Below are 25,486 nucleotides of genomic sequence, written 5' to 3' on the forward strand. Positions count from 1 at the left end.
TCCCGGACGTGCTCCACCTCCGCGGAAGCAGGACGACGGCGGCCAGGAGCCTCGGCGTGAGCTGCACCACCAGCAGGACGGCGACGGCCAGCAGCACGAGGACCAGCAGGGAACCGGCCCACAGGCGCGATGGTGACGTCACGGTGTCCTCTCGCACGCGGTGCTGCTCACGGCGCCGGCGGTCCGGCAAATACCTCGGTAGCGGCGGCCGGCAGATATGTTAGGGCTGACGACCAACACTAGACCGGCGTGCCGCACCATCGAACCCACCCATCACCCATGAACATCCAGGAGTTGCCATGACCATGAAGCTCGACGTCACCATCGAGATCCCGAAGGGCTCGCGCGTCAAGTACGAGATCGACCACGAGACCCACCGGCTGCGCCTCGACCGCGTCCTGTTCACGGCCATGCAGTACCCGACGCACTACGGCTACTTCGAGAACACGCTCGGCGAGGACGGCGACCCGCTGGACGCCCTCGTGATGCTGCAGGACTTCGACCTGGTACCGGGCGTCCTCGTGGAGTCCCGCCCCATCGGCGTGTTCAACATGACCGACGACGGCGGCGGCGACGCCAAGGTCCTGTGCGTGCCCGTGGACCCCCGGTTCGACCACATCCAGGACCTCTCCGACGTCTCGGACTTCCTGCTCGACGAGATCAAGCACTTCTTCACGAAGTACAAGGACCTGGAGCCGGGCAAGTGGGTGGAGGCCGCGGACTGGGCCGGTCGTGAGGACGCCGAGGCGGAGGTCGAGGCCTCCCTGAAGCGCTTCCAGGCGCAGGGCGAGCACAGCGAGGAGGACGAGCCGCAGGGCCGGTCCGTGGACGTCGAGGCGGAGAACACCGGCGAGACCCCTGAGGGCCGCTGACCGACCCGGCGCCCCCGCACCGTCCTCCGGGGCGGTGCGGGGGCGCCGTCGTCCGCGGGTCGTCCCGGGGTGCGCCCGACGCTTCCGGCGATACTGATGGACATGCGCTACGTCCTGACCATCAACCAGCGCGATTCACGCGAGGTCGGCGACCTCGTGGACGACCTGCTGAGATCCCTGCGCCGGTTCCCCACCACCGTGCCCTTCCAGCGTTCGGTGGGTGACGAGGTGGTCGGTGTGGTGGACTCGGCGACGACGGCGGTGGACGCCGCCCTGCAGGCCCTGCGCCCACGCCGCTGGCACGTGGGGATCGGCGTCGGCGGCGTCACTCCCCCCGTGCCGGAGGACCTCCTGGACGCCTCCGGCCCCGGGCTGGTGTACGCGCGGCGGGCCGTGGACCGCGCCCGGAGGACCGGCGAGCGGACCCCCCTGGCCGTCGAGGGCCCGGACGGCGCGATCGCCGCGGACGCCGAGGCCGTGCTGCGGTTGCTCGGGCAGATCGTCTCCACCCGCACCGCGGCCGAGTGGGCCGTGCTCGATCTCATGACACCGGGGGCACGCGGGCAGCAGAAGCACGTGGCGCAGGAACTGGGGATCACCGCGCAGGCCGTGAGCCGCGCCGTGGTGCGCTCCTCCTGGACGGAGGAGTGGGCCACCCGCCCGGCAGCGGCCCGCCTCCTGGACCTCGCCCACGGCCCGGAGTCCCTGCCCCCGGCAGGACCGGGGTCCTGACGCAGACCTCGCCCACGGTGACTCCGGCGGAACCTCAGACCAGGGAGCGCAGCACCTTCGCGGCGCCGTCGTCGTACACCGAACCGGTCACCTCGGAGGCCGCCGAGCGGACCTCGTCCGGGGCCTGCCCCATGGCCACCCCGCGTGCCGCCCAACGGAGCATCTCGACGTCGTTCCGGCCGTCGCCCACCGCGACGGTGAGCTCCGGCACCGTACCCAGGCGCTGCCGCAGCACTTCCAGGGCAGTGGCCTTGGTGACGCCCGCGGCGGCGATGTCCAGCCAGGCCGTCCAGCCCACCGAGTAGGTGACGCCGTGGAGGCCGATCGAGGTGACGGCGTCGCCGAACTCCTCCGCGGAGCTGTCCGTGCTGAACACCACCACGCGCACCGCGCGGGCCGCGAGCATCTCCTCGAAGTCCACGTTCTCCGCCTCGGAGCCGAAGCTGGCGTCCTGGAAGCTCTCGGTGGACAGGAACCGCCCGCGGTCGTCCTCCAGTGCGTACTTCGCGGCCGGCAGGCGTTCCCGCAGCGCGGTGAGTGCGGGGCGCGGATCGAAGGTGACGCGCTCGATCACCTCGAACCCCTCGGGCAGCGAGGCGTCGATGCGCAGGGTCACGCCGCCGTTGGAGCACACGGCGTACCCGCGCGTGATGCCGAGGAGCCGGATCACGGGCAGCGTGGCGCCGAGGGAGCGCCCGGTGGCGATGATCACCTCGTGCCCGGCCCCGACGGCGGCACGGGCGGCATCGCGCACCTCCTCGGTCATGGTGCCCTCATGGTCCACGAGGGTGCCGTCCACGTCGAGCGCGATCAGGTTGTGTCTGCGGTCCTGCTGCCGGTCATCGGTGCCGGTGTCGGTGAGAGTGGTCATACCTCAGTGAAGCAGACCCCACCGACACCTCGGCGTCGCGGCACTCACAGGACGGGAAGGATTTCCAGACCGTTCATGTACGGCCGGAGTGCCTCGGGCACGGTCACCGACCCGTCCGGGTTCTGGTGGTGCTCGAGGATCGCCACGATCCAGCGCGTGGTGGCGAGGGTGCCGTTGAGCGTGGCGACGGCGCGCGTACCCTTGACGCCCTCGCCGCCCTGGCGTTCCCGGATGTTCAGCCGCCGCGCCTGGAAGGTGGTGCAGTTCGACGTCGAGGTCAGCTCCCGGTAGTCGCCCTGCGTGGGCACCCAGGCCTCGCAGTCGAACTTCCGCGCCGCGGACATCCCGAGGTCGCCGGCGGCGGTGTCGATCACGCGGTAGGGCAGCTCCACCTTGGCGAGCATCTGCTCCTCCCAGGCGAGCATGCGCTCGTGCTCCGCGGCGGCGTCCTCCACGGTGGTGTAGGTGAACATCTCCACCTTGTTGAACTGGTGGACGCGGATGATGCCGCGGGTGTCCTTGCCGTGCGAACCGGCCTCGCGCCGGTAGCAGGAGGACCACCCGGCATACCGCGAGGGCCCTGCGGTCAGATCCAGGATCTCGTCCGAGTGGTACCCGGCGAGGGCCACCTCGGAGGTACCCACCAGGTAGAGGTCGTCCTCCGCCAGCCGGTAGATCTCGGCGTCGTGGGCGATGTCGAACCCGGTGCCCTGCATGGTCTCGGGACGCACGAGGGTGGGGGTGATCATGGGGGTGAAGCCGGCATCCACGGCCTGGTCCAGCGCCATGCGCAGCAGACCGATCTCGAGCCGGGCGCCCACACCCTTCAGGAAGTAGAAGCGTGAGCCGGACACCTTCGCGCCGCGCTCCATGTCGATCGCGCCGATCAGCTCGCCGATCTCCAGGTGGTCGCGGGGCTCGAAGCCCTCGGCGGCGAAGTCGCGGGGGGTGCCCACCTCCTTGAGGACCACGTAGTCGTCCTCCCCGCCCTCGGGGACGCCGTCCTGCACCAGGTTCGGCAGCTTCCGCAGCAGCCCCTCCTGCTCGGTCCGCGCCTCCTCGGCCGCACCCGACGCCGCCTTGACGGACGCGGCGAGCTCCTTGACCTCCGCCAGCAGCGCCTGCTTCCCCTCGCCCCTGGCCTGCGCCACCCGCTTGCCGAAGGCGTTCTGCTCGGCACGGAGCGTCTCGTAGGCGGTCACCGACTCCCGGCGCCGGGTGTCGGCGGCGAGGACGGCGTCCACGAGGGACTCGTCCGCCCTGCGGGCACGCTGCGATGCACGGAACTTCTCGGGAGCGAGGCGGAGCTCGTTGACGTCGATCACCCGTCAAGACTACCCAACCCGGTACTTCCGGCAGCGAGCCGCGTCCGTGCCGCTAGTGTGGGTGATCATGCGCCGCAAACTGTTCGCCGGAACGGCCGCGGCATCCGCCGCCGTGGCCTCGATCCAGACCTACTGGTCCGTGCGGAGACTGCACCAGACCCGCACCCCCACCGCCGCCGTCCACCGGCCCGCCCGTGTGCCGGAGGGTCCCCAGCGGGTGGCCCTGGTGGTGAACCCCACGAAGCTGCAGGCGCACACCACCCGGGCTCTCGTGGAGCGGGCGTGCTCGGACGCCGGGTGGGAACTCCCCCTGGTGCTGGAGACCACGGCCGAGGACCCCGGGACCGGACAGGCCGTCCGGGCGCTCGACGCCGGGGCGGACCTCGTGCTCGCGGCCGGGGGCGATGGCACGGTCCGGGCGGTGGCGCAGGCCCTCGCCCACCGGCCCGCCGCGCTCGGCCTGCTGCCGCTCGGTACCGGGAACCTGCTGGTGCGGAACCTCGGGCTGCCGTACCACGACGTCGCCGGGTGCCTCCGGGTGGCCCTCCACGGCCACGAGCGCCGGATCGACATGGCCCGGATCAGCCTGCGGGACGAGCGCACGCAGGTCACGAACGAGCAGCCGTTCCTGGTCATGGGCGGTCTGGGGTTCGACGCCAGTGTCATGGCGGACGCGCGGCCGGACCTCAAGGAGAAGTACGGGTGGCTCGCCTACAGCGAGGCCGGGGTGCGCCACCTGCCCGGACGCCGACGGCGCATCACCATCAGCCTCGACGGCGGACCCCCGCAGAGCAGGAAGGTGCGCAGCGTGCTGCTGGCCAACTGCGGCAAGCTCCCGGCGGGCGTGGACTTCGTCCCCGACGCGGTGATCGACGACGGCCACCTCGACGTGGTGGTGCTCAGCCCCCGCAGCCTCCTGGGATGGACCTGGATGGCCGCGAAGATCCTCCTGCGCCACCCCGGGGGGACACCCGTGATCAGCTACTACCGGGCCCGGGAGGTCACCGTGTGGTCGGGGGACCCGATCGACACCCAGGTGGACGGCGATCCCTCCGGCTCGATGTCCTCGTTGACGGCCCGCGTGGACCCGGGCGCACTGATGGTCCGGGTGCCTGCTGCGGCTCCCGGACCATCAGGGTCCAGCGTGGTGCGGCCGGCTCCCGCGTGGGGACGGTTCCGGCGGCGCACCTAGCGGTCGGTGTCGGTGTACTCGCCCTCGTCGGCGGGGTCCGTCGAGGAGCTCACACCGGAGCCGTCGGCGTCGTTGGCCGTGTAGTGGCCCTCCTGCTGGGAGGCTGCCACGGCCTCGGCGGGGTCACGCTCGGCGCGTTCTGCCTGCTCCTTGATCAGGGCCTGCTCCTCGGCGAAGCGGAGATCGTTGCCCTGGTCCCCGAGGTCGCCGTGCCAGTTCGGGTCCGAGGTGGAGCCGTCCCCCTCGTTGGGGTTGACGATGTGCCCTCCGTGCGCGTTCTCGGTCATGATGCTCAGCCTTTCGTCGAAGAATGCGCTCCTCGGTGGGCGCCCACCGTAAGCCTACTGATGGATCGGGTGGTTGGAAACGTGGGGTTCAGTCCCGCAGCAGTTCCTGCACGGCCTTCTCCGACGCCGAGTAGGTGGTGATGGGGATGACCTCCCCGCTCATGAAGCGGTCCACGAGCCGGGGGTCCACGTAGGACGCCCGCGCCACGGTGGGGGTGTTGCCGAGGTGGTCGGACACGGCCTTCATGGTCGCGGTGACGGCCTTCTGCCGGGCGGTGCGGCTCGTGGCCTTCAGGTCCTCCTTGGCGAGCGCCATCGCGGCGACCACGGTGGCCTGCCAGGTACGGAAGTCCTTGGCGGTGAACGGCCCGCCGGTGACCTGGCGCAGGAACTCGTTGAGCGAGGACCCGTCCACGTGGTGCCACCTGCCGTCACTGGCCCGGTAGGCGAGCACGGTGTCCGCCCCCTCGCGCTCCAGCATGGGCTGGAGGGCGGCGGCGAGGTCCTGGTCCTCGAGCCGGGTGTCCCAGTGCTGGCCGCTCTTGCCGGGGAAGTCGAACGTGATCATGCTGCCCTCGATGGTGCAGTGCTCCACCAGCAGTGTGGTGACCCCGAAGGAGCCGTTGGTCTCCGCGTACTGGGCGGAGCCGATCCTCAGCGCCCCGGAGTCCACGATGCGCAGGGCCGCGGCGAAGGCACGCTCCTTGGTGAAGCCGTCGCCGCGCAGGTGCTGGGTGATCGCGCGGCGCGCGCTCGGGAGCTTCGCCCCGAAGTCGAGCGCGCGGTCGAACTTCTCGCGGTCCTTCTGCTCCCGCCAGGCGGGGTGGTAGAGGTACTGCCGGCGGCCGGCGTCGTCCGTGCCGAGGGCCTGGACGTGGCCGTTCGCGTAGGGCGCGATCCACACGTCCTTCCAGGCGGGCGGGATCACGAGCTCCTTGATGCGCTCCACGACCTCCGCCTCCAGGAGCTCGCCGCCCGGCGCCCGGTAGCTGAAACCCTTCCCGTGGCGCCTGCGGGTGATACCGGGCCTGCGCGTGTTGCTGCGGCGCAATCGAGCCATCGTGGGAACCAGCCTTCGTCGGGGGCGGAGCATCGGTGGTAAGCCTACTGCGCTTCGCCCCCGCGCGGCCCGGTTCCCCCTAGTGCCCCGGGATCAGGCCCTGCAGCCAGGTGTCGGCCGCACCGAACGCCTCGTCCGAGGTGTGCCGTTCGATCGCCGGCGCCCGCCGATCGGCCCGCGGGTAGGACCCGAGGAAGCGCAGGCCCGGGCTGATGCGGTGCAGGCCCTTCAGGGCGTCGGCCACGCGGGCGTCCTCGATGTGCCCGTCCGCGTCCACGCTGAAGAAGTAGTCCCCGAGGAAGGCACCCGTGGGCCTGGACTCGATACGGCTGAGATTCACCCCGCGGGCGGCGAACTGGTCCAGGATCTGCATCAGGGCACCGGGGTGGTCCTCCGGGAGCGGGATCACCAGGGTGGTCTTGTCCGCACCCGTGCGCGGCGGCACGGCGGTGGGCCTGCCCACCAGGACGAAGCGCGTGACGGCGTCGGTGACGTCGCCGATGTCCGCGGCGAGGACCGTGAGGCCGAGACGCCCTGCCACCAGGGGTGAGCAGATCGCGGCGTCGAACGCGGCGTCGTCCTCGAGGAGGCCGACGGCGGCGGCGGCGGTGGAGGACGCCGGCACGTACTCCACGTCCCGGACCGCGCCGTCCACCCAGTTCCTGCACTGCGCCCAGGCGTGGCCGTGCGTGGAGATCCGGCGGACCGCACCCAGGGTCATGCCGTCCCGTGCGGCGAGCACGAACGTGATGGGCACGAGTTCCTCGCGCTGGATCCGCAGCGGCTCGCCCACCGCGATGGCGTCCAGCGTGGCACTCACCCCGCCCTCCACCGAGTTCTCGATCGGCACCATCGCGGCGTCCACGTCACCGCGCCGGACGGCGTCGAGCGCTGTCCGCACGCTCGACGCCGGGACGCGGCGTGCGCCCTCGGCGCCGGGTACCTGCAGCAGGGCCGCCTCCGTGAAGGTGCCCTCGGGGCCGAGGTAGGTGTACGAGGTCCGGGGGTCGACGGTCACAGGACGGTGGGCTCGCTGCCCGTCTCCGACACCAGGGGCCGGCCGGCCTCCAGCCACGCGCCCGTGCCCCCGGCCACGTTGACGGCCGAGTACCCGTTGCCCTCCAGCCACTGGGCGGCACGCAGGGACCGCCCGCCGCTGCGGCAGATCACGTGGAGGTCCTGTTCCGGGTCGAGTTCCTCGAGCCGTGCGGGGAGTTCGTCGAGGGGAATGTGCACCGCGCCGTCCACATGACCGGCCTCCCACTCGTAGTCCTCGCGGACGTCGAGGATCCGCGCGTTCTCGGGCACGGCCGTCACCGGTACGTTCTGGATTTCGCTCATGCGCCTACCTTTTCACGGCCCGCGGCGGCACCGCCATTGCTACGACGTCACCGATCCCGTCCGGGGAGTCCCGGCTCCTATGATTGACCCTGTCGTCCCGGGAACCTGCGCCGTGGTGGGTCCTGAAGATCACCCGCGTCCGATCGGAACCCCATGAGCGAACTCCACCATCTCTCCGCGATCGACCTCCGCGACCTCCTGGCGCGCGGGGACGTGAGCGCGCGGGAGGTCACGGAGCACTTCCTGCGCCGCATCGATGCCCTGAACCCGGAACTCGGCGCCTTCGTCACCGTCACGCACGACGACGCCCTGCACGCCGCCGACCACGCCGACCGCGTGCGCCTGTCCGGTGCGCGGATCGGCCCGCTGCACGGGGTGCCCCTGGCGCACAAGGATCTCACCGACATGGCCGGGGTGCGGACCACCCTCGGCACGGCGGCCCTCGAGCACGCCGTCGCGGAGCAGGACGCCCCGCTGGCCGCGGTGCTGCGGCGCGCGGGGGCGATCAGTCTCGGCAAGACCCAGGTCCCCGAGCTGGGTCTGAGCTCCTACAGCGAGAACCGCATAGCCCCACCCGCCCGGAACCCGCTGGATCCTCGGCTGAGCCCCGGCGGCTCCTCCGGCGGCAGCGCAGCCGCGGTGGCGGCGGGGATGGTCCCCTTCGCCCCGGGCACCGACGGCGGGGGGTCCGTCCGGATCCCCGCCGCGGCCACCGGGCTGGTGGGCCTGAAACCGAACCGCGGGCGGGTGCCGTCCGGGTCCGGGCAGGCGGACCTCGGCCAGCTCGTGGTGGCCGGGCCGCTCGCCCGCACCTCCGTGGACGCGGCCCTGCTCCTCGACGTCCTGGTGCACGAACCGAGCTACCGGCCCACGAGTGCCGCCTCCCGCTACCCCGGTTCCTTCACCGAGGCGGCGCTGCGGGCCGAGGGGCGCTTCAGGATCGGCATCAGCACGGCCTCGCCGTTCTCCGCCGCCATGGACATCACGCTCGACAACGCGGCGATCGACTCCTTCCACACGGGGATCGACCTGCTGCAGGCGGCGGGTCACGAGGTGGTGGACACCGAGCTGCGCTACGACCCCCGCTACTCCGAGGCCTTCCAGCTGGTCTGGACGGCCGGCCTCGCCACGGCCCACGTCTCCGCGGAGTCCGAGCACCGCCTCACGGACATCACCCGGGTGCTGCGCCGGCGCGCCCTGGGGCGGAGCGCCGCCGAGCTCGCAGGCGCGATCGACGTCCTGCGGCAGTTCGAGCGGGACACCATCGAGCAGTACTCGCCCTACGACATGATCCTGACCCCGGCCCTCGGCATGGCACCGCGCCCGATCGGCTGGTACACGGACGCGGACGGTGACACGGACTACCTGCGCCAGTGCCAGTACTCCCCCTTCACCTCCATGGTGAACGTGAGCGGCCTGCCGGCGATCACCGTACCCACGCTGCGCCTGCCGGACGGCATCTCCATGGGCGTGCAGCTCATCGGCCGCCCCGGCGAGGAGGCACAGCTGCTCTCCGTCTCCGCGCAGCTCGAGGCCCTGCGCCGAGGCGCGGGGACCTCCGGCTCCGGGCGGTCCGCGTGACGGAGTCCCCGACCCCACCCGACTGGGCCTCCGCGCGTGCCGCCAACCGGGCCAACTGGGAGGACCGCGTACCGCTCCACGAGGTGGCCTACGGGACCGGTGCCCTCGAGGATCCCGCCTACCTGACCTCGGGGATCCGGACGGACCTGGCGGCGCTCGCCCCGTTCCTGCCGGACGGGACGGTCTCGGGGCTGGACGTCTGCCACCTGCAGTGCCACATCGGCACGGACACGCTCTCCCTGGCCCGGGCGGGAGCACGCGTCACCGGCGTCGACTTCTCCCCCGCCGCCCTCGCCTCCGCCGCCGCCCTGGCCGAGCGGCTGGGGCTCGAGGCCACCTGGGTGGAGACGGACGTCCTGGAGGCACGCACCGCCGTGACCGGGGACTTCGATCTCGTGTACACGAGCATCGGGACGATCACCTGGTTGCCGGACCTGGAGCGCTGGGCACGCCAGGTGTCCGATCTCCTCCGCGACGGCGGCACGTTCTACATCCGGGACGGGCACCCGTCCCTCTACTCGGTGGACGAGGACGCCCCGACCCTGGAACTGCGTCACCCGTACTTCGGCGACGGCGGGGCGCAGCAGTGGGACGACGACTCCACCTACGCCGGCGACGGCACCGTGACCCATACTCGGACCTACGAGTGGGCCCACCCGCTGTCCGCGATCGTCAACGCCCTGCTCGGCGCCGGCCTGGAGCTCCTCCGCATGGACGAGGGCACCATCCTGCCCTGGAAGTTCTCACCGCGGATGGTCGAGGTCCCGGACGGTTACGCGTGGCCCGAGGCCGAGCGCCCCCTGGTGCCCTGCACCTACACGATCATCGCCCGGAAGAGCAGCGGACCAGGAGCGGCGGACGCCAGGGAGCGCCCACCGCGGTGATCCGCCGGGAGCGCGGAATTTTGCCCGGTCGGCGGAAGAGGCGGACCATGGTCTGAATGAGCACAACCCCACGCATCCGTCCCACCGACGGACGGACGTTCTTCGGCCACCCGCGCACGCTCGCGAACCTCTTCGGCGTGGAGCTGTGGGAACGCTTCTCCTTCTACGGGATGCAGGCCCTCCTCCTGTACTACATGACCTACTCGCTGGCGGACGGCGGTCTCGGGATCGGGACCACCACGGCCGCGGGACTGGTGGGTGCCTACGGTGGTGGCGTCTACCTGTCCACCATCCTCGGTGCCTGGCTGGCGGACCGGCTCCTCGGCTCCGAGCGCGTGCTGTTCCTCTCGGCGATCGTCATCATGCTCGGGCACATCGCCCTCGCCGCCCTCCCCGGCGTCGCAGGGCTCACCGCGGGGCTGGTGCTCGTGGGTCTCGGCTCGGGCGGGCTGAAGGCGAACGCCTCCTCACTGGTGGGTACGCTCTACGCGCCGGGGGACACCCGGCGCGACGCGGGTTTCTCCATCTTCTACATGGGCATCAACATCGGCGCCCTGGTGGGACCCCTGCTCACCAATCTGGCGTGGGACGCCTTCGGGTTCCACGTGGGCTTCGGTCTCGCCGCCGTGGGCATGGCGGTGGGCCTGATCCAGTACGCGGTCTCGCGGAAGAACCTGCCCGCCGAGGCCCACGTGGTGGAGAACCCGTTGCCGCGCGGCGCCCACCTGCGCTGGGCGGGCATCGCCGTCGGTGCGGTGGTGCTCCTCGCGGTGGTGCTCCCACGGGCCTGCTCCGTGCGGAGAACCTCGGCACCGTCATGGCCTGGACCGCGATCGCCGCGACCATCGCCTACTTCGCGGTGATCCTCTCCAGCCGGAAGGTCTCGGCCGTCGAGCGCCGGCGCGTTCTCTCCTTCATCCCGCTGTTCATCGCGAGCGCGGCGTTCTGGTCGCTGTTCCAGCAGCAGTTCACAGTGGTGGCCCTCTACTCCGAGAGCCGGCTGGACCGGAACCTCTTCGGCTGGGAGATGCCGCCCGGGATGGTGCAGTCCATCAACCCGGTGTTCATCGTGCTCTTCGCCGGGGTGTTCGCCGCCGTCTGGGCGCGTCTGGGCACCCGCCAGCCCTCCTCCCCCGTGAAGTTCTCCCTCGGGCTGATCGTGATGGGTGTCGCGTTCCTCGCGTTCATCCCCTTCGCCGGCGGCGGACCGAACAGCACCCCGCTGATCGCGATCGCGGGCATCCTGCTCCTGTTCACCTGGGCCGAGCTGTTCATCTCCCCCATCGGTCTCTCCGTGACCACCAAGCTGGCGCCCGAGGCGTTCCGCACGCAGATGCTGGCCCTGTTCTTCCTCTCCGTCTCGCTCGGTACCACGGTGTCGGGGATCCTCGCGGGTTTCTACTCGGCGGACAACGAGGTGCCGTACTTCGCGTTCAGCGGTATCACCGCGATCGTCCTCGGGGGAGCGCTCGTCGCCGGTTCCCCGGCCATCCGGAAGGCCATGAGCGGCGTCGACTGAACGAGGTACAGGCGAGAGAGCTGTTGCGTCCGTTCCTGCGGTACCCCAGACTTCTACCCACCGGTAACTCCAGCCCGGGGACACCACAGTCTGGGGAAGATCGAAGGAGATCCTGTGCCGAACCTCGCCGACAACCTCGTGGCCACGGCCACCCGGAGTCCGTCAGCCGTGGCCATCAAGCTCGACGACGTCGAAGTCACCTTCGCGGCGCTGGAGGCCCTCAGCCAGCAGGTCGCGACGATCCTCTCGGAAGAGGGAGTACAACCTGGTGACCGCGTCGCACTGATCATGCCGAACATTCCGCAGATGGCATTCGTCTACTACGGGGTACTGCGCGCGGGTGCCGTGGTGGTGCCCCTGAACCCGCTGCTGAAGGGCCGCGAGGTGGCCTACCACCTGACGAACTCGGGCGCGAGACTCGTCTTCGCCTGGGAGGGCATCCTGGCGGAGGCGCAGGCGGGGGCCGAGGCCTCCGGGGCTGAGACCGGCGCCGAGGTGGTGGTGCTCACCGTGGACAGCGGCGCGTTCATGCAGCGCGTCTCGGGCGCCGCGCCCACCCCCGGCGTCGTGGACCGCGACGGCGAGGACACCGCCGTCGTCCTCTACACCTCCGGGACCACCGGCCGCCCCAAGGGCGCCACGCTCTCCCACGCGAACCTCTCCCGGAACACGGAGATCTCCCGGGACCTGATGGACACCCGCGAGGGTCAGGTGCTGTTCGGCGGCCTGCCGTTCTTCCACATCTTCGGGCAGACCTGCGCCCTGAACGCCGCCGTGCTGACCGGTGCCACCGTCACCCTGCTGCCCCGGTTCGAACCGGGCAAGGCCCTCGAGATCATCGCCCGGGACCGCGTGACCATCTTCGAGGGCGTCCCCACCATGTACGTGGCGATGCTGCGGCACCCGGCCGTGTCCACCACCGATCTCTCCTCGGTCCGCGTGGCCGTCTCCGGCGGGTCCGCCCTGCCCGTGGAGGTGCTGCACGAGTTCGAGCGCGTGTTCGGCGCGGATCTGCTGGAGGGGTACGGCCTGTCCGAGACCTCCCCGATCGTCAGCTTCAACCGGGTGGGTGCGCTGCGGAAGCCCGGCTCCATCGGCACTCCCGTGGAGGGTGTGGAGGTGCGGATCCTGGACCCGGAGGGCCAGGAGGTCCCCACGGGCGACGTGGGCGAGCTCGCGGTCCGCGGCCACTGCGTCATGAAGGGCTACTGGGAGAACCCGGAGGCCACCGAGGCGGCGATCCCGGACGGCTGGTTCCGCTCCGGTGACCTGGCCCGGTACGACGAGGACGGCCTGCTGTACATCGTGGACCGCAAGAAGGACGTGATCCTCCGCGGGGGCTACAACGTCTACCCGCGCGAGGTGGAGGAGGTGCTCTACGAGCACCCGGCCGTGGCGGAGGCCGCCGTGATCGGTGTACCGGACGAGCTGCACGGGGAGGAGATCGTGGCGGTGATCGGCCTGAGGGCGGGCCCGTCCCCGCCGACGACGCCGCCCGCGAGGCTCTTGCCGCGGAACTCGTGGAGTTCGCGAAGGAGCGCGTGGCCGCCTACAAGTACCCGCGCCGGGTGGTCCTGGTGGAGGCGCTGCCCAAGGGACCCACGGGCAAGATCCTCAAGCGGGAGATCACGGTCTAGCCCCGGACGGTGCGCCCCGCACCGAACACGCCGTAGACCTGCGCGGCGGCGTCCTCCACGAGCGCCGCCGCGTCGAGGATCAGCTCGTCTAGCGTCACCGGCCCGGGCGCGATGGAGAAGGCCGCCGCCAGTCCGGCGTCCTGCACCTCGGCGGCGGTGAGCTGCACGCGCCCGGCGATCGCCACCACGGCGCAGCTCCCGGGTGCGTTCTCGACCACGGCCTGCACCACCTTCCCCCCGAGCGACTGGGAGTCGAAGGAGCCCTCGCCGGTGAGCACGAGGTCGGCGTCGGCGAGCGCTGCGGCCAGACCGACGGCGTCGGCCACCAGGGTGGAGCCGGGGACGATCTCCGCGCCGAGGAACGGGACGAGCACGGCGGGGGTGCCGCCGGCGGCACCGGCCCCGGGGACCTGCACCCTGTCGACGCCGGGGCTCGCCCGGACCCCGCCCGCGAGGTACGCCAGTGCGGCGGCGCGCACGGCGCCGTCCGCCGGCGTGGCGCCCTTCTGCGGTCCGAACCCCGCTGCGGCGCCGCGGGTGCCGCGGAGCGGGTTGTCGACGTCGGCGGCGATCCGCCAGCGCCCCCCGGTGGCCCGCGGGGGCAGGCGGGGGACGTCGATCGAGGCGGGGGAGCCCGGTGCCCCGCCTCCGGGCGGGAGGCCCCGGCCCCCGGCGTCCGGGAAGCGGGCGCCCAGTGCGGAGAGCAGCCCTGTACCGCCGTCGGGGGGGGCGGCCCCGCCGATGCACAGCAGGATCTCCTCCGCGCCGTCGTCCAGCAGCGCCACGGCCAGTTCGCCCACGCCGTGGCTCGTGGCCGTGAGCGGCTGCAGCGGCAGATCGGCGACGAACGGCAGTCCGTTCGCCTCCGCCGCCTCGAGGACCCCGCGGACCACGGTGGTTCCCACGACCGGATCGGCGGCGCCGGCCACGGAGATCCCGTAGCGGCCCCGGCGCTCCCGGCCCAGGGCGTCGTGGCAGGGAGCGGACCGCGGCTCTGCGCCCCAGGCGGCGAGCAGGGCGTCGAGCGTCCCCTCACCGCCGTCGGCCAGCGGTGCCAGCACCGTCACGGGGGCGGGGTGGCCGAGCCGGGCGGCGGCTGCTCGGACGCCGGCGGACATGGCGAGGGCAGCCTCCGCTGCCGGGAGGCTGCCCTTCAGTGAATCGGGGGCCAGGACGATCTTGAGCGGGCGGGAGAGCGGGGTCACCCGTTCACCCTAGCCGCGGGTGGCGCCCGGGAAGAGGGATTAGGCCTGCGAGCCGCCGTCGTTCTCGGCCTCGAAGCCGGGGGCCACCTCGTCCTCGGGGTCCGGGCCGCCGTAGCCGCCCTTGGACTGGTCCTCGAGCTTGCCTGCCTCTTCCGAGCCGGCCTCCTCGGAGGTGCCGGTGGGCTCGTCGATCGGGGTCTCGCTCATGGTGCCGCCTTCCGTGCTGCCTGTGCCCCCGGGACGGGAGCGGTGATACTCAGCTTACTGATCATCACCGTGCGGGCAAGCCCGGCCGCGCACCGGATCTCCTGCCACGACGGGGTCCATGGGTGTAATCCGGCACGTTCTTTGACATGCTGTGCCCATGGCTAACCGAGCGGGCACTGTAGCCCTCCCCAGCGACCTCGTCGACGTGACCACGCTCCTCGACGCGTACTTCGACGTGACACCCGACCTCACCGACCCCGCGCAGCGCGTGGCCTTCGGCACCTCCGGTCACCGCGGATCCTCCCTGAAGTCCTCCTTCAACGAGGGTCACATCCTGGCGATCACCCAGGCGATCGTGGAGTACCGGGCCGGGCAGGGGATCACCGGCCCGCTGTTCATGGGCAAGGACACCCACGCCCTCTCCGAGCCGGCGCAGAACACCGCCCTCGAGGTGCTGGCCGCCAACGGCGTCACCGTCCTGATCGACGCCCGTGGTGCCTACACCCCCACCCCCGCCGTCTCCCACGCCATCCTCACCCACAACGCGCGCAACACCGAGCCGGCGGACGGCATCGTGATCACGCCGTCCCACACCCCCCCGGGCGACGGCGGCTTCAAGTACAACCCCCCGCACGGCGGCCCCGCGGACTCGGACGCCACGAGCTGGGTCGCGGCCCGGGCCAACGGGCGGCGCGGGGACGGGCTTCGGGGTGTGAGGCGCATGCCGATCGCCCGGGCCCGGACCGCCGAGGGCATCGGCAGCTACGACTTCCTGCAGCACTACGTGGAGGACCTGCCCTCCGTGCTGGACCTCGACGCCATCCGCTCCTCGGGCCTGCACATCGGTGCGGACCCCATGGGCGGGGCCTCCGTGGACTACTGGGGGGCGATCGGCGAGCGGCACCACCTGAACCTCACCGTGGTGAACCCCACCGTGGACCCGCAGTGGGCCTTCATGACCCTGGACTGGGACGAGAAGATCCGCATGGACTGCTCCTCGCCGTCCGCCATGGCCTCGCTGATCGGCCGTGCCTCCGAGTTCGACATCGCCACGGGCAACGACGCCGACGCCGACCGCCACGGGATCGTGACCCCGGACGCCGGGCTCATGAACCCCAACCACTACCTGGCCGTGGCCATCCAGTACCTCTACGCGCACCGCCCGGACTGGCCCGCGGACGCCGTGGTGGGCAAGACCCTCGTCTCCTCCTCGATCATCGACCGCGTGGCCGCGGACCTCGGGCGCACCCTGCAGGAGGTCCCGGTGGGCTTCAAGTGGTTCGTCCCCGGTCTGCTGAGCGGCGGGCTGGCCTTCGGTGGCGAGGAGTCCGCCGGTGCCTCGTTCCTCCGCCGGGACGCCTCTGCGTGGAGCACCGACAAGGACGGCATCCTGCTGGCCCTGCTCGCCTCGGAGATCACCGCGGTGACGGGCAGCACGCCGTCCCAGCACTACGCCGGGCTGACCGATCGCTTCGGTGCACCCGTGTACGCGCGGATCGACGCCGCTGCGACGCGTGAGCAGAAGGCGGCGCTGGGGAAGCTGGCGCCGTCGGACGTCACCGCCACCACGCTGGCGGGCGAGGAGATCACGGCGCGGCTCACGGAGGCGCCGGGCAACGGCGCACCGGTGGGCGGGCTGAAGGTCACCACCGAGAACGCCTGGTTCGCGGCACGCCCCTCGGGCACCGAGGACGTGTACAAGATCTACGCGGAGTCCTTCAAGGGCGCGGAGCACCTGGCCCAGGTCCAGGCGGAGGCCAAGGCCCTGGTGGACGGCGTGATCAGCTGAGCCCCTCCCGCTAGAGGAGCTTGCGCAGGAGCTTCCGCTTCACCGCACCGAAGGGTGGGTACGCGACCCGGAGCGTATCCACCCCCGTGGGCTTGGAGAACACCGGCTGCAGGTGGCTGAACGTCTCGAAGGAGCGCTTGCCGTGGTACGTGCCCATGCCGCTCGCGCCCACCCCGCCGAACGGCAGACCCGGGACCGCGAGCTGGACGGTGCAGACGTTGTGGGCTATGCCCCCGGCCTGCACGTGCCAGGTGAAGGCCCGCAGGTGCTCCTCGCGGTCACTGAACAGGTACGCCGCCAGCGGGTGGGGGCGGGCGTTGACGAACCCGATGGCCTCCTCGAGGTCCTCCACCTCGAGGATGGGCAGGAGCGGGCCGAAGATCTCCTCCTGCATCAGCGGGGAGGAGGGATCGACGTCGCGCAGGATCGTGGGCTCGAGGTAGCGGGCGGCGCGGTCGTGGCGGCCGCCCGAGAAGATCCTGCCGCCGTCGAGCAGACCCACCAGCCGGTCGAAGTGCTGCTCGTTCACGATCCGCCCGTAGTCCTCGGACTCCTTCGGATCAGTGCCGTAGAACTCCGTGATCGCGGCGGGGAGGGCCGCGGCGAGGGCCGGCGCACGATCCGGCGTGGTCAGGGCGTAGGCCGGGGCCCCGCACGTCTGGGCCGCGTTCATGAACTTGCCGTAGGCGATGCGCCGGGCCCCGGCCCCGGGGTCGCCACCCCCCCCCCCGGCGGGTGGCTTCCCGCCGAGCTCCAGGGTCACCGGTGTCAGGTGTTCCGCCGCCGACTTCATGACGATCTTCCCCACCCGCTCGCCGCCGGTGTAGAAGACGTGGTCGAACGGCTCCGCGAGGAGCGCCGTGCTGGTCTCCACGCCGCCCTCCATCACGGACACCGCGGACGGGTCGAGGTACTGCGGCACCAGGCGTGCGAGCGCACGCGAGCTGCGCGGCGCGAGTTCGCTGGGTTTCAGCACCGCGGCGTTGCCCGCCGCGAGCGCCCCCACGAGCGGGGCGAGGACCAGCTGCACCGGATAGTTCCAGGGGCCGATCACGAGCACCACGCCGAGCGGGCGGGGTTGTGTCCAGGCGCGGGCCGGGCGGAACCCCGCCGGAACCGCGATCTTCTCGGGCGCCATCCAGTAGTTCAGGTGCTTGAGGGCGTACTCGGTCTCCGCGCGGACCACGGCGATCTCGGAGAGGAAGGCCTCCGTGCGGCCCTTGCCGAGATCCTCCTCCAGGGCCCGGGTGAGCTCGTCCTCACCCTCGGTGAGCATCCGCAGCAGGGCGTTCAGCTGGGCCCGCCTCCACCCACCGCCCCGGGTGGCACCGCTCTCGAAGTATCTGCGCTTGTCGGTCAGGAGTGTTGCGGCGGTCCTGACCCGTCCCCGGTGTGCCGGGAGGCGCTGGCCGCGCGCCCGGTGAAGTGTTCCATGGGGCTGTGGCCGGCGAGGACGCGGTCGGCGACCACGTCCCGGGCAGGGTGCGGCAGGACATCGCGGAGCAGCCCTGCGAACTGCGCCGTCCCGGCCCGCTGCACACGTGCCCCACCGGTCAGCGTAGCCTTCCGGGAGCGGTCCACCGCGTAACCGGGCTCCGGCAGGGGTGTCAGCGCAGGCTCGCGGACCCCCTCGCGCACGGCACGCCCGGCGTGGAGCCTGCCCATCCCCCTGCCCGCGCCGGCGATCGGCACGACGAGGCCCCGGACGGTGAAAGTCATGGTGTCCCTTCCCTCAGGAGCAACGTAACATCCCGGTGACGTGGGGCGGATAGGATTTCCCGGAACCCCGCGAAGATCCTTCGGAAGGCACACCCATGAGCGCTCGAGGTACCGGCTGGACCCTGCACGGTGACGGCCGGAACGTGACCCCCGGCGGCTTCGTGGCTCCCGGCGAACGGCTGACCTGGCCCCGCACCATCGGCATCGGCGCGCAGCACGTGGTCGCGATGTTCGGCGCCACGTTCCTGGTGCCGCTCATCACCGGCTTCCCACCGTCCACCACGCTCCTCTTCTCCGGGATCGGCACCCTCCTGTTCCTGGTCATCACCGCGAACCGCATCCCGAGCTACCTCGGGTCCAGCTTCGCGTTCATCGCACCGATCGCCGCCGCACAGTCCCAGCACGGCCCCGCGGGCGCCCTGGGCGGCATCATCATGGCGGGGGCGGCGCTCGCCGTCATCGGGTTCGTCGTGCACACCGCGGGTGCGCGCTGGATCCAGGTGGCCATGCCGCCGATCGTCACGGGCTCCATCGTCGCCCTGATCGGTCTCAACCTCGCCCCCACGGCGAAGGCGAGCTTCGAGCAGGCGCCCGTCACGGCGCTCGTCACGGTGCTCGCGATCCTGCTCGTCACCGTCCTCTTCAGGGGCATCCTCGGCCGGCTCTCCATCCTGGTGGGCGTCCTCGCCGGGTACGTCGTCGCCCTGGTGCGCGGGGAGGTCGATCTCGCGGCGATCAACGATGCCGCCTGGATCGGTCTCCCCGCGTTCAGCGCCCCGGAGTTCCACCTCTCCGTGGTGGGACTCTTCGTGCCCGTGGTGCTCGTCCTGGTGGCGGAGAACATCGGCCACGTGAAGTCCGTGGCCGCGATGACCGACACAGATCTCGATCCGCTCACCGGGCGGGCGCTGATGGCCGACGGCCTCGCCACCATGGTGGCCGGTGCCGGCGGCGGCTCGGGGACCACCACCTACGCGGAGAACATCGGTGTCATGGCCGCGTCCCGGGTGTACTCCACCGCGGCGTACTGGGTGGCCGGGATCGTGGCGATCCTCCTCAGCCTCTTCCCCAAGTTCGGGGCACTGATCGCCACCGTCCCTGCCGGGGTGCTCGGTGGGGCGGGCGTGGTGCTCTACGGCATGATCGGCATCCTCGGGGTGCGGATCTGGGTGCAGAACCAGGTGAACTTCTCCAACCCGATCAACCTCTCCACCGCGGGCGTGGCCCTGGTGATCGGCATCGCGGACTTCACCTGGGTGATCGGTGACCTCACCTTCGCGGGGATCGCCCTCGGGACGGCCGCGGCCCTGCTGATCTTCCACGGCATGACCGCGATCGCGCGGCTACGCGGGAGCGAGCACGTGGCGGGGCCGGAGGAACTCGAGGCACGGGACCACGGCAGCAGGCCCTCGAAGCTCGGCTGACGGCGCCCAGGTGCGTCGGGCCGGAGGCGTCAGGCCGCGGATTCCTCGCTGTCGTCCCCGGAGTCCCGGATCCAGGCGAGCGCCTGCGACTCGGAGGTGAAGTAGTGGGTGCTGGTGGCCGAGGCGTGGGCGAACCCGGCGAGGACCTCGTCCACGGGACCGTCACCCACGAGCGCCACGCGGGCGAACCCGCGGTACGCGTTCATGCCCATGCGCGCCCTGATGGCCACGCCATCGATGCCGCCCATCACCACGATCAGGGGCAGGATCTCACCCCCGGCCAGGCCCTCCAGGATCCGTGCGGCCTCGACGGCGAGGGGGAGGGTGATCTCCGCCCCCCGGGCCCAGTGCAGGTACAGCACGTGGTCGGTCCGATGCGCGGTGAACTGGTCTGACACAACTACTCCTTCAGCGGGGAACGGCCGGGGGGCCGGTGAGAGCACGGTTGAGACCCGTCCCGCCACAGTAACGTCCCCACGGGCCCTGCGCACCTGCTCTCCCGACGCTCCTCCCGTCACCGGAGGGTGGACGCCGGGAGGGCGGGGGGAGAATGGCCGCATGACCGACGCCGTCGCCCCCTCCGCCGTCCCATGAGCACCCTCCGTGAGATGTGGGCCTCGCCCGGGTGGCGGCAGCAGGCACAGGGGTGGATCGATCTGGTGCTCGGAGGGCTCGGGGTGGTGCGGACCGGCGCCGTCGAGCAGCCGCGCATCCGTTCCTGGTCCACGCACCTGACCGTGCCCACGGACCACGGGCTGCTCTGGTTCAAGGAGAACAATCCGGGGCAGCTTGCAGAGGCCGCGGTCATGACCGTCCTCGGGGACCTGGCCCCGGACCACGTGAGTGCGCCGCTGGCCACCGAACCCTCCCGCGGCTGGATGCTGACCGCTGACCACGGTGCCACGCTCGACACCCTCACGGAGAACACGGCGGCGACCTGGTCACGGGTGGTCTCGGACTTCGCCGACCTGCAGAAACGCGTGGCGCCGCACGGGGAGAGGTTGTCCGGGGCCGGCCTGAGCATCATGAACCCCGAGGTCGCCGCACAGTTCGTGGAGAGCCAGCTGCACCTGCACACCGGGCTGCCCGTCGCGCACCCGCTGCACCTCACGATGGATCAGGCGCGAGAGGTCCTTCGCAGGCTCCCCGCCGTCGACGCGGCGGTGGAGGTCCTCCGGGGGGTGGGGGTCCCGCTGTCCCTGGACCACAACGACCTCCATACCCGCAACTGCTTCCTCCCCGGAACCAAGGGAGCCCCGGTGCGGTTCTCAGACTTCGCGGACGCCTACTGGGCGCACCCCTTCAGCACCCTCCTGGTCCCTGTCACGCGCCTGTGCGAGCAGTGGGGGGTTCCGCCGTCCGACCCGCGGATCAGCTCCGTGATCTCCGCGTACCTCGAGCGGTGGACGGACCACGCGCCGCTGCCGGAACTCCTTCCCGCCGTGGAGCCCGGCCTGCAGCTGGCCGGTGTCCACCGGTACGGGTCCTGGGTGCGCCTGCTCGTGCACGCGGACGACGACGCCCTGCGCACCCACGCGCCGCAGGCCCTGCACCACCTGCTCACCCTCATGGACCCGGTGCTCGGTGCGTCGGGGAGGCATCCCTGACGAATCCGGTCCGCGCGACCCGTCACCTCACGACCTCCCGGTGGTCGCGCGGCGATCCCCCGGGGGCCGGGAGTTTCCCGCTCCGTCGCCACGGGGTGATCTCCGGGGAACCGTGTGCTTCGGCTCCGCCCACGGATGATCCATCGAGCGGAACCGTACGTCTCACATGGTGGCTCGTGGTCTTCGGGCACGCGCGAGTCGTACCACCCCGGGTCTCCGGTCACCACAGGGAAGGTGATCGGCTGGTATTTCGAGCCCCCTTGACCAGCAAGGTGACCCGTGCCACTCTTCTACAACGATGTACACGGGTACTCGGCCCGAATCGTCCCTCCCGAAAGGACCGCGTGATAATGACGTCACGTAACAGTCACCGGTTGCGCCCCGCGACCATCATCGCCGCCCTGGCCCTCGCGCTCTCGGGGTCCGCCCTCCCGGCGTCGGCCGCACCGCCGTCGCCCACCGATCCCCCCACACTCACGCAGCAGTCGGCCGCCGGCAGCCTGAAGGACCTCGTGGGCGGGAAGTCCGTGGTCGGGGAGACCAGCCCCATCCACGACCCGGCGCTGGTCATCGACGACGACGGCACCTGGTACGTGTACTCCACCGGCCTGGTGAACCGGGAGAACGGCGGCACCATCCAGACGTGGTCCTCCTCGGACGAGGGCACCACCTGGGAGTACCGCGGGACGGTGTGGGACGAGATCCCGGCCTGGATCGACGAGCGGTACTCCGACGGCGTGCTCCCCGAGAACCTCTGGGCACCGGAGATCTACGAGCACGACGGCACCTACTACCTCTACTACTCGGCCTCGCGCTTCGGCGGGAACAACTCCCTCACCGCACTCGCGACCAACACCACGCTGGACCCGGAGGACCCGGACTACGCATGGGTGGACCAGGGCCTCGTGGTGGATTCCCCGGCGACCGGCCTGGACCCCGCGAACCCGGGCAAGACCTTCAACGCCATCGACGCCGGGATCGTCGAGGACGCGGACGGCAACCCGTACATGTCCATCGGCTCCTTCTGGTACGGGATCTTCCTGGTGCCGCTCGAGTGGCCCAGCGGCAAGCCGGTGGAGAACTGGCAGTCGCAGACCGTGAACATCGCGGACCGCTTCCTTCCCGGCAATCCCATCGAGGCCCCGTACATCCTGCACCGCGACGGCTACTACTACCTCTTCACGTCCTTCGACTTCTGCTGCCGCGGCGCCGATTCGACCTACAAGATCGCCGTGGCACGCTCGACGTCCGTGACCGGCCCCTACCTGGACAAGGAGGGCCGCGACATGGCTCGCGGCGGGGGGTCGATCCTCATGGAGTCCCACGGCGCCATGAACGGGCTGGGCGGCCAGTCCGTCTCCGGCGACCACCTGGCCTTCCACTACTACGACGCCGGGAACGCAGCCGCCCCGTATCTCCCCACCCTGGGGCTGCAGAAGCTGGGCTGGGAGGACGGCTGGCCCACGGTGGACCAGACCGTGGACCTCCCGGAACTCGTGACCACCCCGCGTGACGTGAAGGCGCGCGAGGGGCACAAGGCCACCTTCCTCGCCAGTGCCACCGGGACGCCCGAGCCCGTGGCGGTGTGGGAGAGCTCGGACGACGACGGCGCCACCTGGCAGCCGGCCGACGTCACCCAGCGCGCCAAGCGGGACCACCGGGGCACCTACATCTCGATCGCGCAGGTCGGCAAGGCCCCGGCAAGTTCCGACGGACGCCTGTACCGGGCCACGTTCTCCAACGCGCACGGTGCCGTGACCACCGATCCGGTGGAGCTGAGCGTCTGGACGAAACCGGGCAAGCCGGGCAAACCGGGTAAGCCGGGCAAGTAGACTCCCGCGGCGCCCTGGTTCACGGGCGCCGCGGGCACCAGGCCCGGTGGGTCGGCGGTGGGCGCGATACCCCGCTGGTCCACCGACTCCGGAGGAGCCCGGTCGCGGGAGTGGCTGCGACCGGGCTCCTTCATCTCGGCGCGGACCCTGCAGCGGATCAGTCCGTGGGCGCCGGTCCCTGCGGCCAGGCGTCCCGCGCACGGAGACGGTCCGCGAGCACGTCGGCGGCGTTCGAGACCAGGCCGTCCACCCCGAGGTCCAGGAGCCGGTCCATGTCGGCGGGGTCGTCGACGGTCCACACGTGCACCTGGAGACCGGCCGCGTGGCACCACGTGAGGAAGCGCCGCGTCACCACGCGGAAACCGCGGTACGTCTCCGGCACCTGCAGCGCCTGGACACCGGCGCCGCGGGCCACCGCGCGGGCCAGACCCAGCGGTGCGAGCAGCTTCAGCAGCGCGTTGACCACCATGCCGGCGGAGGACGCCGTCGGGTGCTCCAGGAGACGCAGCACGTCCCGGCGCCGCCGGTCGGAGAAGGAGGCCACGAGCACGCGGTCGTGGACTCCCAGCCGGTTGACCAGGTCGGCGAAGGGATGTACGCAGTCATCGCTCTTGACGTCGATGTTCAGGCGCAGCCCCGGCCGGCGCAGCAGCACGGACTCGAGCGTGGGCACACCTCCGCCACCACGCACGGAGAGGGCACCGAGCTCCTCGGCGGTGCGCTCCGCGACCGGTCCGGTGGCAGCGGTGACACGGTCCAGGGTCTCGTCGTGGAACACCATCACCACGCCGTCCGAGGATGCCCGGACGTCGATCTCGAGGTAGCGGAAACCGAGATCCGCGGCGCGGTCGAATGCCGCCGTCGTGTTCTCGTCGCCGTCCGGCGCGAAGCCGCGGTGGGCGAGGCCCAGCGGCAGGGCCCGGGACGGTGAGCCGCCCTGGTTGTCGAGGTAGGGGAAGCGGCCCGGGTCAGACCGCGCGGAGCGCCGCAAGCCGTTCCTCCAGCACCTGTGCCACGCCGTCCTCGTCGAACGGCGGTGCCACGAGGTTCGCGGCGGCCAGGGCGTCCGCGTGCCCGGAGGCCATCGCGTACCCGGATCCGGCCCAGCCGAGCATCTGGACGTCGTTGGGCATGTCACCGAAGGCGACGACGTCGGCGGCGTCGATCCCGCGCTGCGCGGCGTAGCGGGCCAGGGTCACGGACTTGTCGATCGCCGGGTCCGCCATCTCGAGGAGCGCGGTGGAGGGGGCGGAGTGCGTGGTGGACACCAGGTGCGCCACGGCCGGCCGTACGGCGGTGAGGAAATCGTCCGGGGAGATGTGCTGCTCCCGAGCCAGCAGCTTCACGATCTCCTCCCCCGGCAGGGACTCCTCGAACGGGACGGCCGTGAGGTCCCCGAGGAGTTCCGAGGTGGCGGTGTCCGCGAACCCCGACTCGATCGTGAAGCCGGTGACCGTCTCGGCGGCGAAGGTGGCCGCGGGGAAGAGGCCACGGATGATGTCCCGTGCGGCATACACGGTCTCGGGCTGCAGCAGCCGGGTTTCGATCACGCGCTCCTCGGCGAGATCGTAGGTCAGTGCACCGTTCGAGCAGATCACCGTGCCCCGGTGACCCAGCTGGTCCTGCAGGGGCTGGAGCCACCGCGGCGGGCGGCCGGTGACGAAGACGACGTCGACCCCCGCTTCCACGCACGCGCGGAACGCCTCGACGGTGCGCTCGCTCATCCTGCCGTCGTGTCCCACGACGGTCCCGTCCATGTCGCTCGCCACGAGGCGCATCGCTTGACTCCTTCGGATCCCTGAGCCTCCAGCCTACCGGCGGCCACCTACGCCCCGGGCCGGATCGGACCGCGGGCTACTGCTCGAAGGTCCCGATCAACCGGGCCCGGCCGATGCTGTGCGAGAAGAGGGTGAACCCGAGGTACGCCGGGGTGGCCTCCTCGGGGATGTCGAGGGTCTCGACGTCCACGGCATGGACCACCACGTGGTAGTGGTGCGGGCCGTGCCCCGGAGGGGGTGAGGCGCCCACGAAGCCTGCGAAACCGGCGTCGTTCCGCAGTTGCACGGCGCCCTCGGGCAGCAGGGTGGAAGCCTGCATGCCGGCGTTGGCGGGCAGGTCCGTGGTGGTGGCGGGCAGGTTGAACACCGCCCAGTGCCAGAACCCGCTGGCGGTGGGGGCATCGGGGTCGTAGACGGTGACCGCGAAGCTCCTGGTCCCCTCGGGCGCCCCGGTCCAGCTCAGCTGCGGAGACTCGTCCTTGCCTCCGTCGATCCCCATGGCGCCGGAGGCCTGGGCGGTGTCGAGCGGTTCCCCGGGTGTGATGTCCTCACTGGTGAGCTCGAACTGGGCCACCTGCGGAAGGTCTGCGTACGGGTCTCGGGTCATCGCACTTCTCCTTGTTT

General features: G+C 71.5%; 24 protein-coding genes and 2 pseudogenes. 12 read left to right on the forward strand and 14 right to left on the reverse strand.

The features are described 5' to 3' along the window. Window positions 1-305 precede the first annotated feature (305 nt). Together AC792_RS10425 and AC792_RS10430 are read left to right on the forward strand one after the other, a co-directional pair. Window positions 306-872, forward strand: coding sequence for an inorganic diphosphatase (locus tag AC792_RS10425; RefSeq protein WP_049830490.1), 567 nt, complete (start codon window positions 306-308; stop codon window positions 870-872). 102 nt (window positions 873-974) lie between these two features. Then, a complete protein-coding gene (locus AC792_RS10430; RefSeq protein ID WP_049830464.1) occupies window positions 975-1,604 on the forward strand; it encodes a hypothetical protein in 630 nt (209 codons plus the stop codon). Window positions 1,605-1,638: 34 nt separating this feature from the next. On the opposite strand, the gene AC792_RS10435 is transcribed toward AC792_RS10430, so the two are convergent. Together AC792_RS10435 and serS are read right to left on the reverse strand one after the other, a co-directional pair. Then, window positions 1,639-2,475 (reverse strand): HAD family hydrolase, encoded by an 837-nt coding sequence (locus AC792_RS10435; protein ID WP_049830465.1) that lies wholly within the window; start codon window positions 2,473-2,475, stop codon window positions 1,639-1,641. A 44-nt stretch (window positions 2,476-2,519) separates the two neighbouring features. After that, window positions 2,520-3,800 carry a serine--tRNA ligase gene (gene serS, locus AC792_RS10440; protein WP_049830466.1) on the reverse strand — a complete coding sequence of 427 codons (1,281 nt, stop codon included), beginning with the start codon at window positions 3,798-3,800 and terminating at the stop codon, window positions 2,520-2,522. A gap of 67 nt (window positions 3,801-3,867) precedes the next feature. On the opposite strand from serS, the gene AC792_RS10445 reads away from it, so the two are divergent. Continuing rightward, window positions 3,868-4,992 carry a diacylglycerol/lipid kinase family protein gene (locus AC792_RS10445; RefSeq protein WP_049830491.1) on the forward strand — a complete coding sequence of 375 codons (1,125 nt, stop codon included), beginning with the start codon at window positions 3,868-3,870 and terminating at the stop codon, window positions 4,990-4,992. Here the strand turns inward: AC792_RS10445 and AC792_RS10450 are convergent. From AC792_RS10450 to AC792_RS10465, 4 genes are all read right to left on the reverse strand, one after another. Next, the gene (locus AC792_RS10450) at window positions 4,989-5,279 is read right to left on the reverse strand and encodes a hypothetical protein (protein WP_049830467.1); all 291 of its coding nucleotides are present in this window, start codon (window positions 5,277-5,279) and stop codon (window positions 4,989-4,991) included. The two genes, AC792_RS10445 and AC792_RS10450, sit on opposite strands and share 4 nt — an antisense overlap. Before the next feature lie 88 nt (window positions 5,280-5,367). Next, window positions 5,368-6,339 carry a DNA topoisomerase IB gene (locus AC792_RS10455; RefSeq protein ID WP_049830468.1) on the reverse strand — a complete coding sequence of 324 codons (972 nt, stop codon included), beginning with the start codon at window positions 6,337-6,339 and terminating at the stop codon, window positions 5,368-5,370. 79 nt (window positions 6,340-6,418) lie between these two features. Continuing rightward, window positions 6,419-7,357 (reverse strand): prephenate dehydratase, encoded by a 939-nt coding sequence (pheA, locus tag AC792_RS10460; RefSeq protein ID WP_049830469.1) that lies wholly within the window; start codon window positions 7,355-7,357, stop codon window positions 6,419-6,421. Then, window positions 7,354-7,680, reverse strand: a complete 327-nt coding sequence (locus AC792_RS10465) for a rhodanese-like domain-containing protein (RefSeq protein ID WP_049830470.1) — start codon at window positions 7,678-7,680, stop codon at window positions 7,354-7,356. Before AC792_RS10465 ends, pheA begins: the two co-directional genes overlap by 4 nt. Before the next feature lie 153 nt (window positions 7,681-7,833). Between AC792_RS10465 and AC792_RS10470 the strand changes: the two genes are divergently transcribed. From AC792_RS10470 to AC792_RS17920, 5 genes and pseudogenes are all read left to right on the forward strand, one after another. After that, window positions 7,834-9,261 carry an amidase gene (locus AC792_RS10470; RefSeq protein ID WP_049830471.1) on the forward strand — a complete coding sequence of 476 codons (1,428 nt, stop codon included), beginning with the start codon at window positions 7,834-7,836 and terminating at the stop codon, window positions 9,259-9,261. After that, the gene (locus tag AC792_RS10475) at window positions 9,258-10,145 is read left to right on the forward strand and encodes a class I SAM-dependent methyltransferase (protein ID WP_049830472.1); all 888 of its coding nucleotides are present in this window, start codon (window positions 9,258-9,260) and stop codon (window positions 10,143-10,145) included. The genes AC792_RS10470 and AC792_RS10475 overlap by 4 nt, the downstream gene beginning before the upstream one ends. Before the next feature lie 56 nt (window positions 10,146-10,201). Next, window positions 10,202-11,664, forward strand: a pseudogene (locus AC792_RS10480) (peptide MFS transporter). Between the two features lie 168 nt (window positions 11,665-11,832). Further along, window positions 11,833-13,077: pseudogene (locus AC792_RS10485) on the forward strand (AMP-binding protein); the annotation flags it as partial. Window positions 13,078-13,184: 107 nt separating this feature from the next. Beyond that, complete coding sequence (locus AC792_RS17920; RefSeq protein WP_268753371.1) at window positions 13,185-13,301, forward strand: hypothetical protein; 117 nt, start codon at window positions 13,185-13,187, stop codon at window positions 13,299-13,301. On the opposite strand, the gene AC792_RS10490 is transcribed toward AC792_RS17920, so the two are convergent. Continuing rightward, window positions 13,298-14,506, reverse strand: coding sequence for a glycerate kinase (locus AC792_RS10490; RefSeq protein ID WP_049830473.1), 1,209 nt, complete (start codon window positions 14,504-14,506; stop codon window positions 13,298-13,300). The genes AC792_RS17920 and AC792_RS10490 overlap by 4 nt on opposite strands. Before the next feature lie 39 nt (window positions 14,507-14,545). Beyond that, window positions 14,546-14,713: a hypothetical protein gene (locus AC792_RS17335; RefSeq protein ID WP_160317637.1), complete on the reverse strand. Its 168-nt coding sequence runs from the start codon at window positions 14,711-14,713 to the stop codon at window positions 14,546-14,548. A 157-nt stretch (window positions 14,714-14,870) separates the two neighbouring features. Here AC792_RS17335 and pgm point away from each other — a divergent pair, with 157 nt between their 5' ends. Then, window positions 14,871-16,502, forward strand: a complete 1,632-nt coding sequence (pgm, locus tag AC792_RS10495) for a phosphoglucomutase (alpha-D-glucose-1,6-bisphosphate-dependent) (RefSeq protein WP_049830474.1) — start codon at window positions 14,871-14,873, stop codon at window positions 16,500-16,502. 10 nt (window positions 16,503-16,512) lie between these two features. Here pgm and AC792_RS10500 read toward each other — a convergent pair whose 3' ends face one another. After that, window positions 16,513-17,862, reverse strand: a complete 1,350-nt coding sequence (locus tag AC792_RS10500; RefSeq protein ID WP_049830475.1) for an aldehyde dehydrogenase family protein — start codon at window positions 17,860-17,862, stop codon at window positions 16,513-16,515. Continuing rightward, window positions 17,859-18,221, reverse strand: coding sequence for a hypothetical protein (locus AC792_RS10505; RefSeq protein ID WP_049830476.1), 363 nt, complete (start codon window positions 18,219-18,221; stop codon window positions 17,859-17,861). Before AC792_RS10505 ends, AC792_RS10500 begins: the two co-directional genes overlap by 4 nt. A 95-nt stretch (window positions 18,222-18,316) precedes the next feature. Between AC792_RS10505 and AC792_RS10510 the strand changes: the two genes are divergently transcribed. Next, a complete protein-coding gene (locus AC792_RS10510) occupies window positions 18,317-19,645 on the forward strand; it encodes a uracil-xanthine permease family protein (RefSeq protein ID WP_049830477.1) in 1,329 nt (442 codons plus the stop codon). Between the two features lie 29 nt (window positions 19,646-19,674). Here AC792_RS10510 and AC792_RS10515 read toward each other — a convergent pair whose 3' ends face one another. Then, window positions 19,675-20,043: a DUF7793 family protein gene (locus AC792_RS10515; RefSeq protein ID WP_049830478.1), complete on the reverse strand. Its 369-nt coding sequence runs from the start codon at window positions 20,041-20,043 to the stop codon at window positions 19,675-19,677. A gap of 192 nt (window positions 20,044-20,235) precedes the next feature. Here AC792_RS10515 and AC792_RS10520 point away from each other — a divergent pair, with 192 nt between their 5' ends. Next, window positions 20,236-21,252, forward strand: a complete 1,017-nt coding sequence (locus AC792_RS10520; RefSeq protein WP_049830479.1) for a hypothetical protein — start codon at window positions 20,236-20,238, stop codon at window positions 21,250-21,252. 350 nt (window positions 21,253-21,602) lie between these two features. Beyond that, window positions 21,603-23,084, forward strand: coding sequence for a glycoside hydrolase family 43 protein (locus AC792_RS10525; protein WP_049830480.1), 1,482 nt, complete (start codon window positions 21,603-21,605; stop codon window positions 23,082-23,084). 157 nt (window positions 23,085-23,241) lie between these two features. Here AC792_RS10525 and AC792_RS10530 read toward each other — a convergent pair whose 3' ends face one another. The 3 genes from AC792_RS10530 to AC792_RS10540 form a co-directional block, all read right to left on the reverse strand. Continuing rightward, window positions 23,242-24,075: a glycerophosphodiester phosphodiesterase family protein gene (locus AC792_RS10530; RefSeq protein WP_082177652.1), complete on the reverse strand. Its 834-nt coding sequence runs from the start codon at window positions 24,073-24,075 to the stop codon at window positions 23,242-23,244. Next, window positions 24,053-24,862 carry an HAD family hydrolase gene (locus tag AC792_RS10535; protein WP_049830481.1) on the reverse strand — a complete coding sequence of 270 codons (810 nt, stop codon included), beginning with the start codon at window positions 24,860-24,862 and terminating at the stop codon, window positions 24,053-24,055. Before AC792_RS10535 ends, AC792_RS10530 begins: the two co-directional genes overlap by 23 nt. Window positions 24,863-24,938: 76 nt before the next feature. Next, a complete protein-coding gene (locus AC792_RS10540; protein WP_049830482.1) occupies window positions 24,939-25,469 on the reverse strand; it encodes a YbhB/YbcL family Raf kinase inhibitor-like protein in 531 nt (176 codons plus the stop codon). Window positions 25,470-25,486: the final 17 nt, after the last annotated feature.

Origin of the sequence: Arthrobacter sp. RIT-PI-e, assembly GCF_001187915.1 — a bacterium.
Classification (GTDB): Bacteria; Actinomycetota; Actinomycetes; order Actinomycetales; family Micrococcaceae; genus Arthrobacter_D.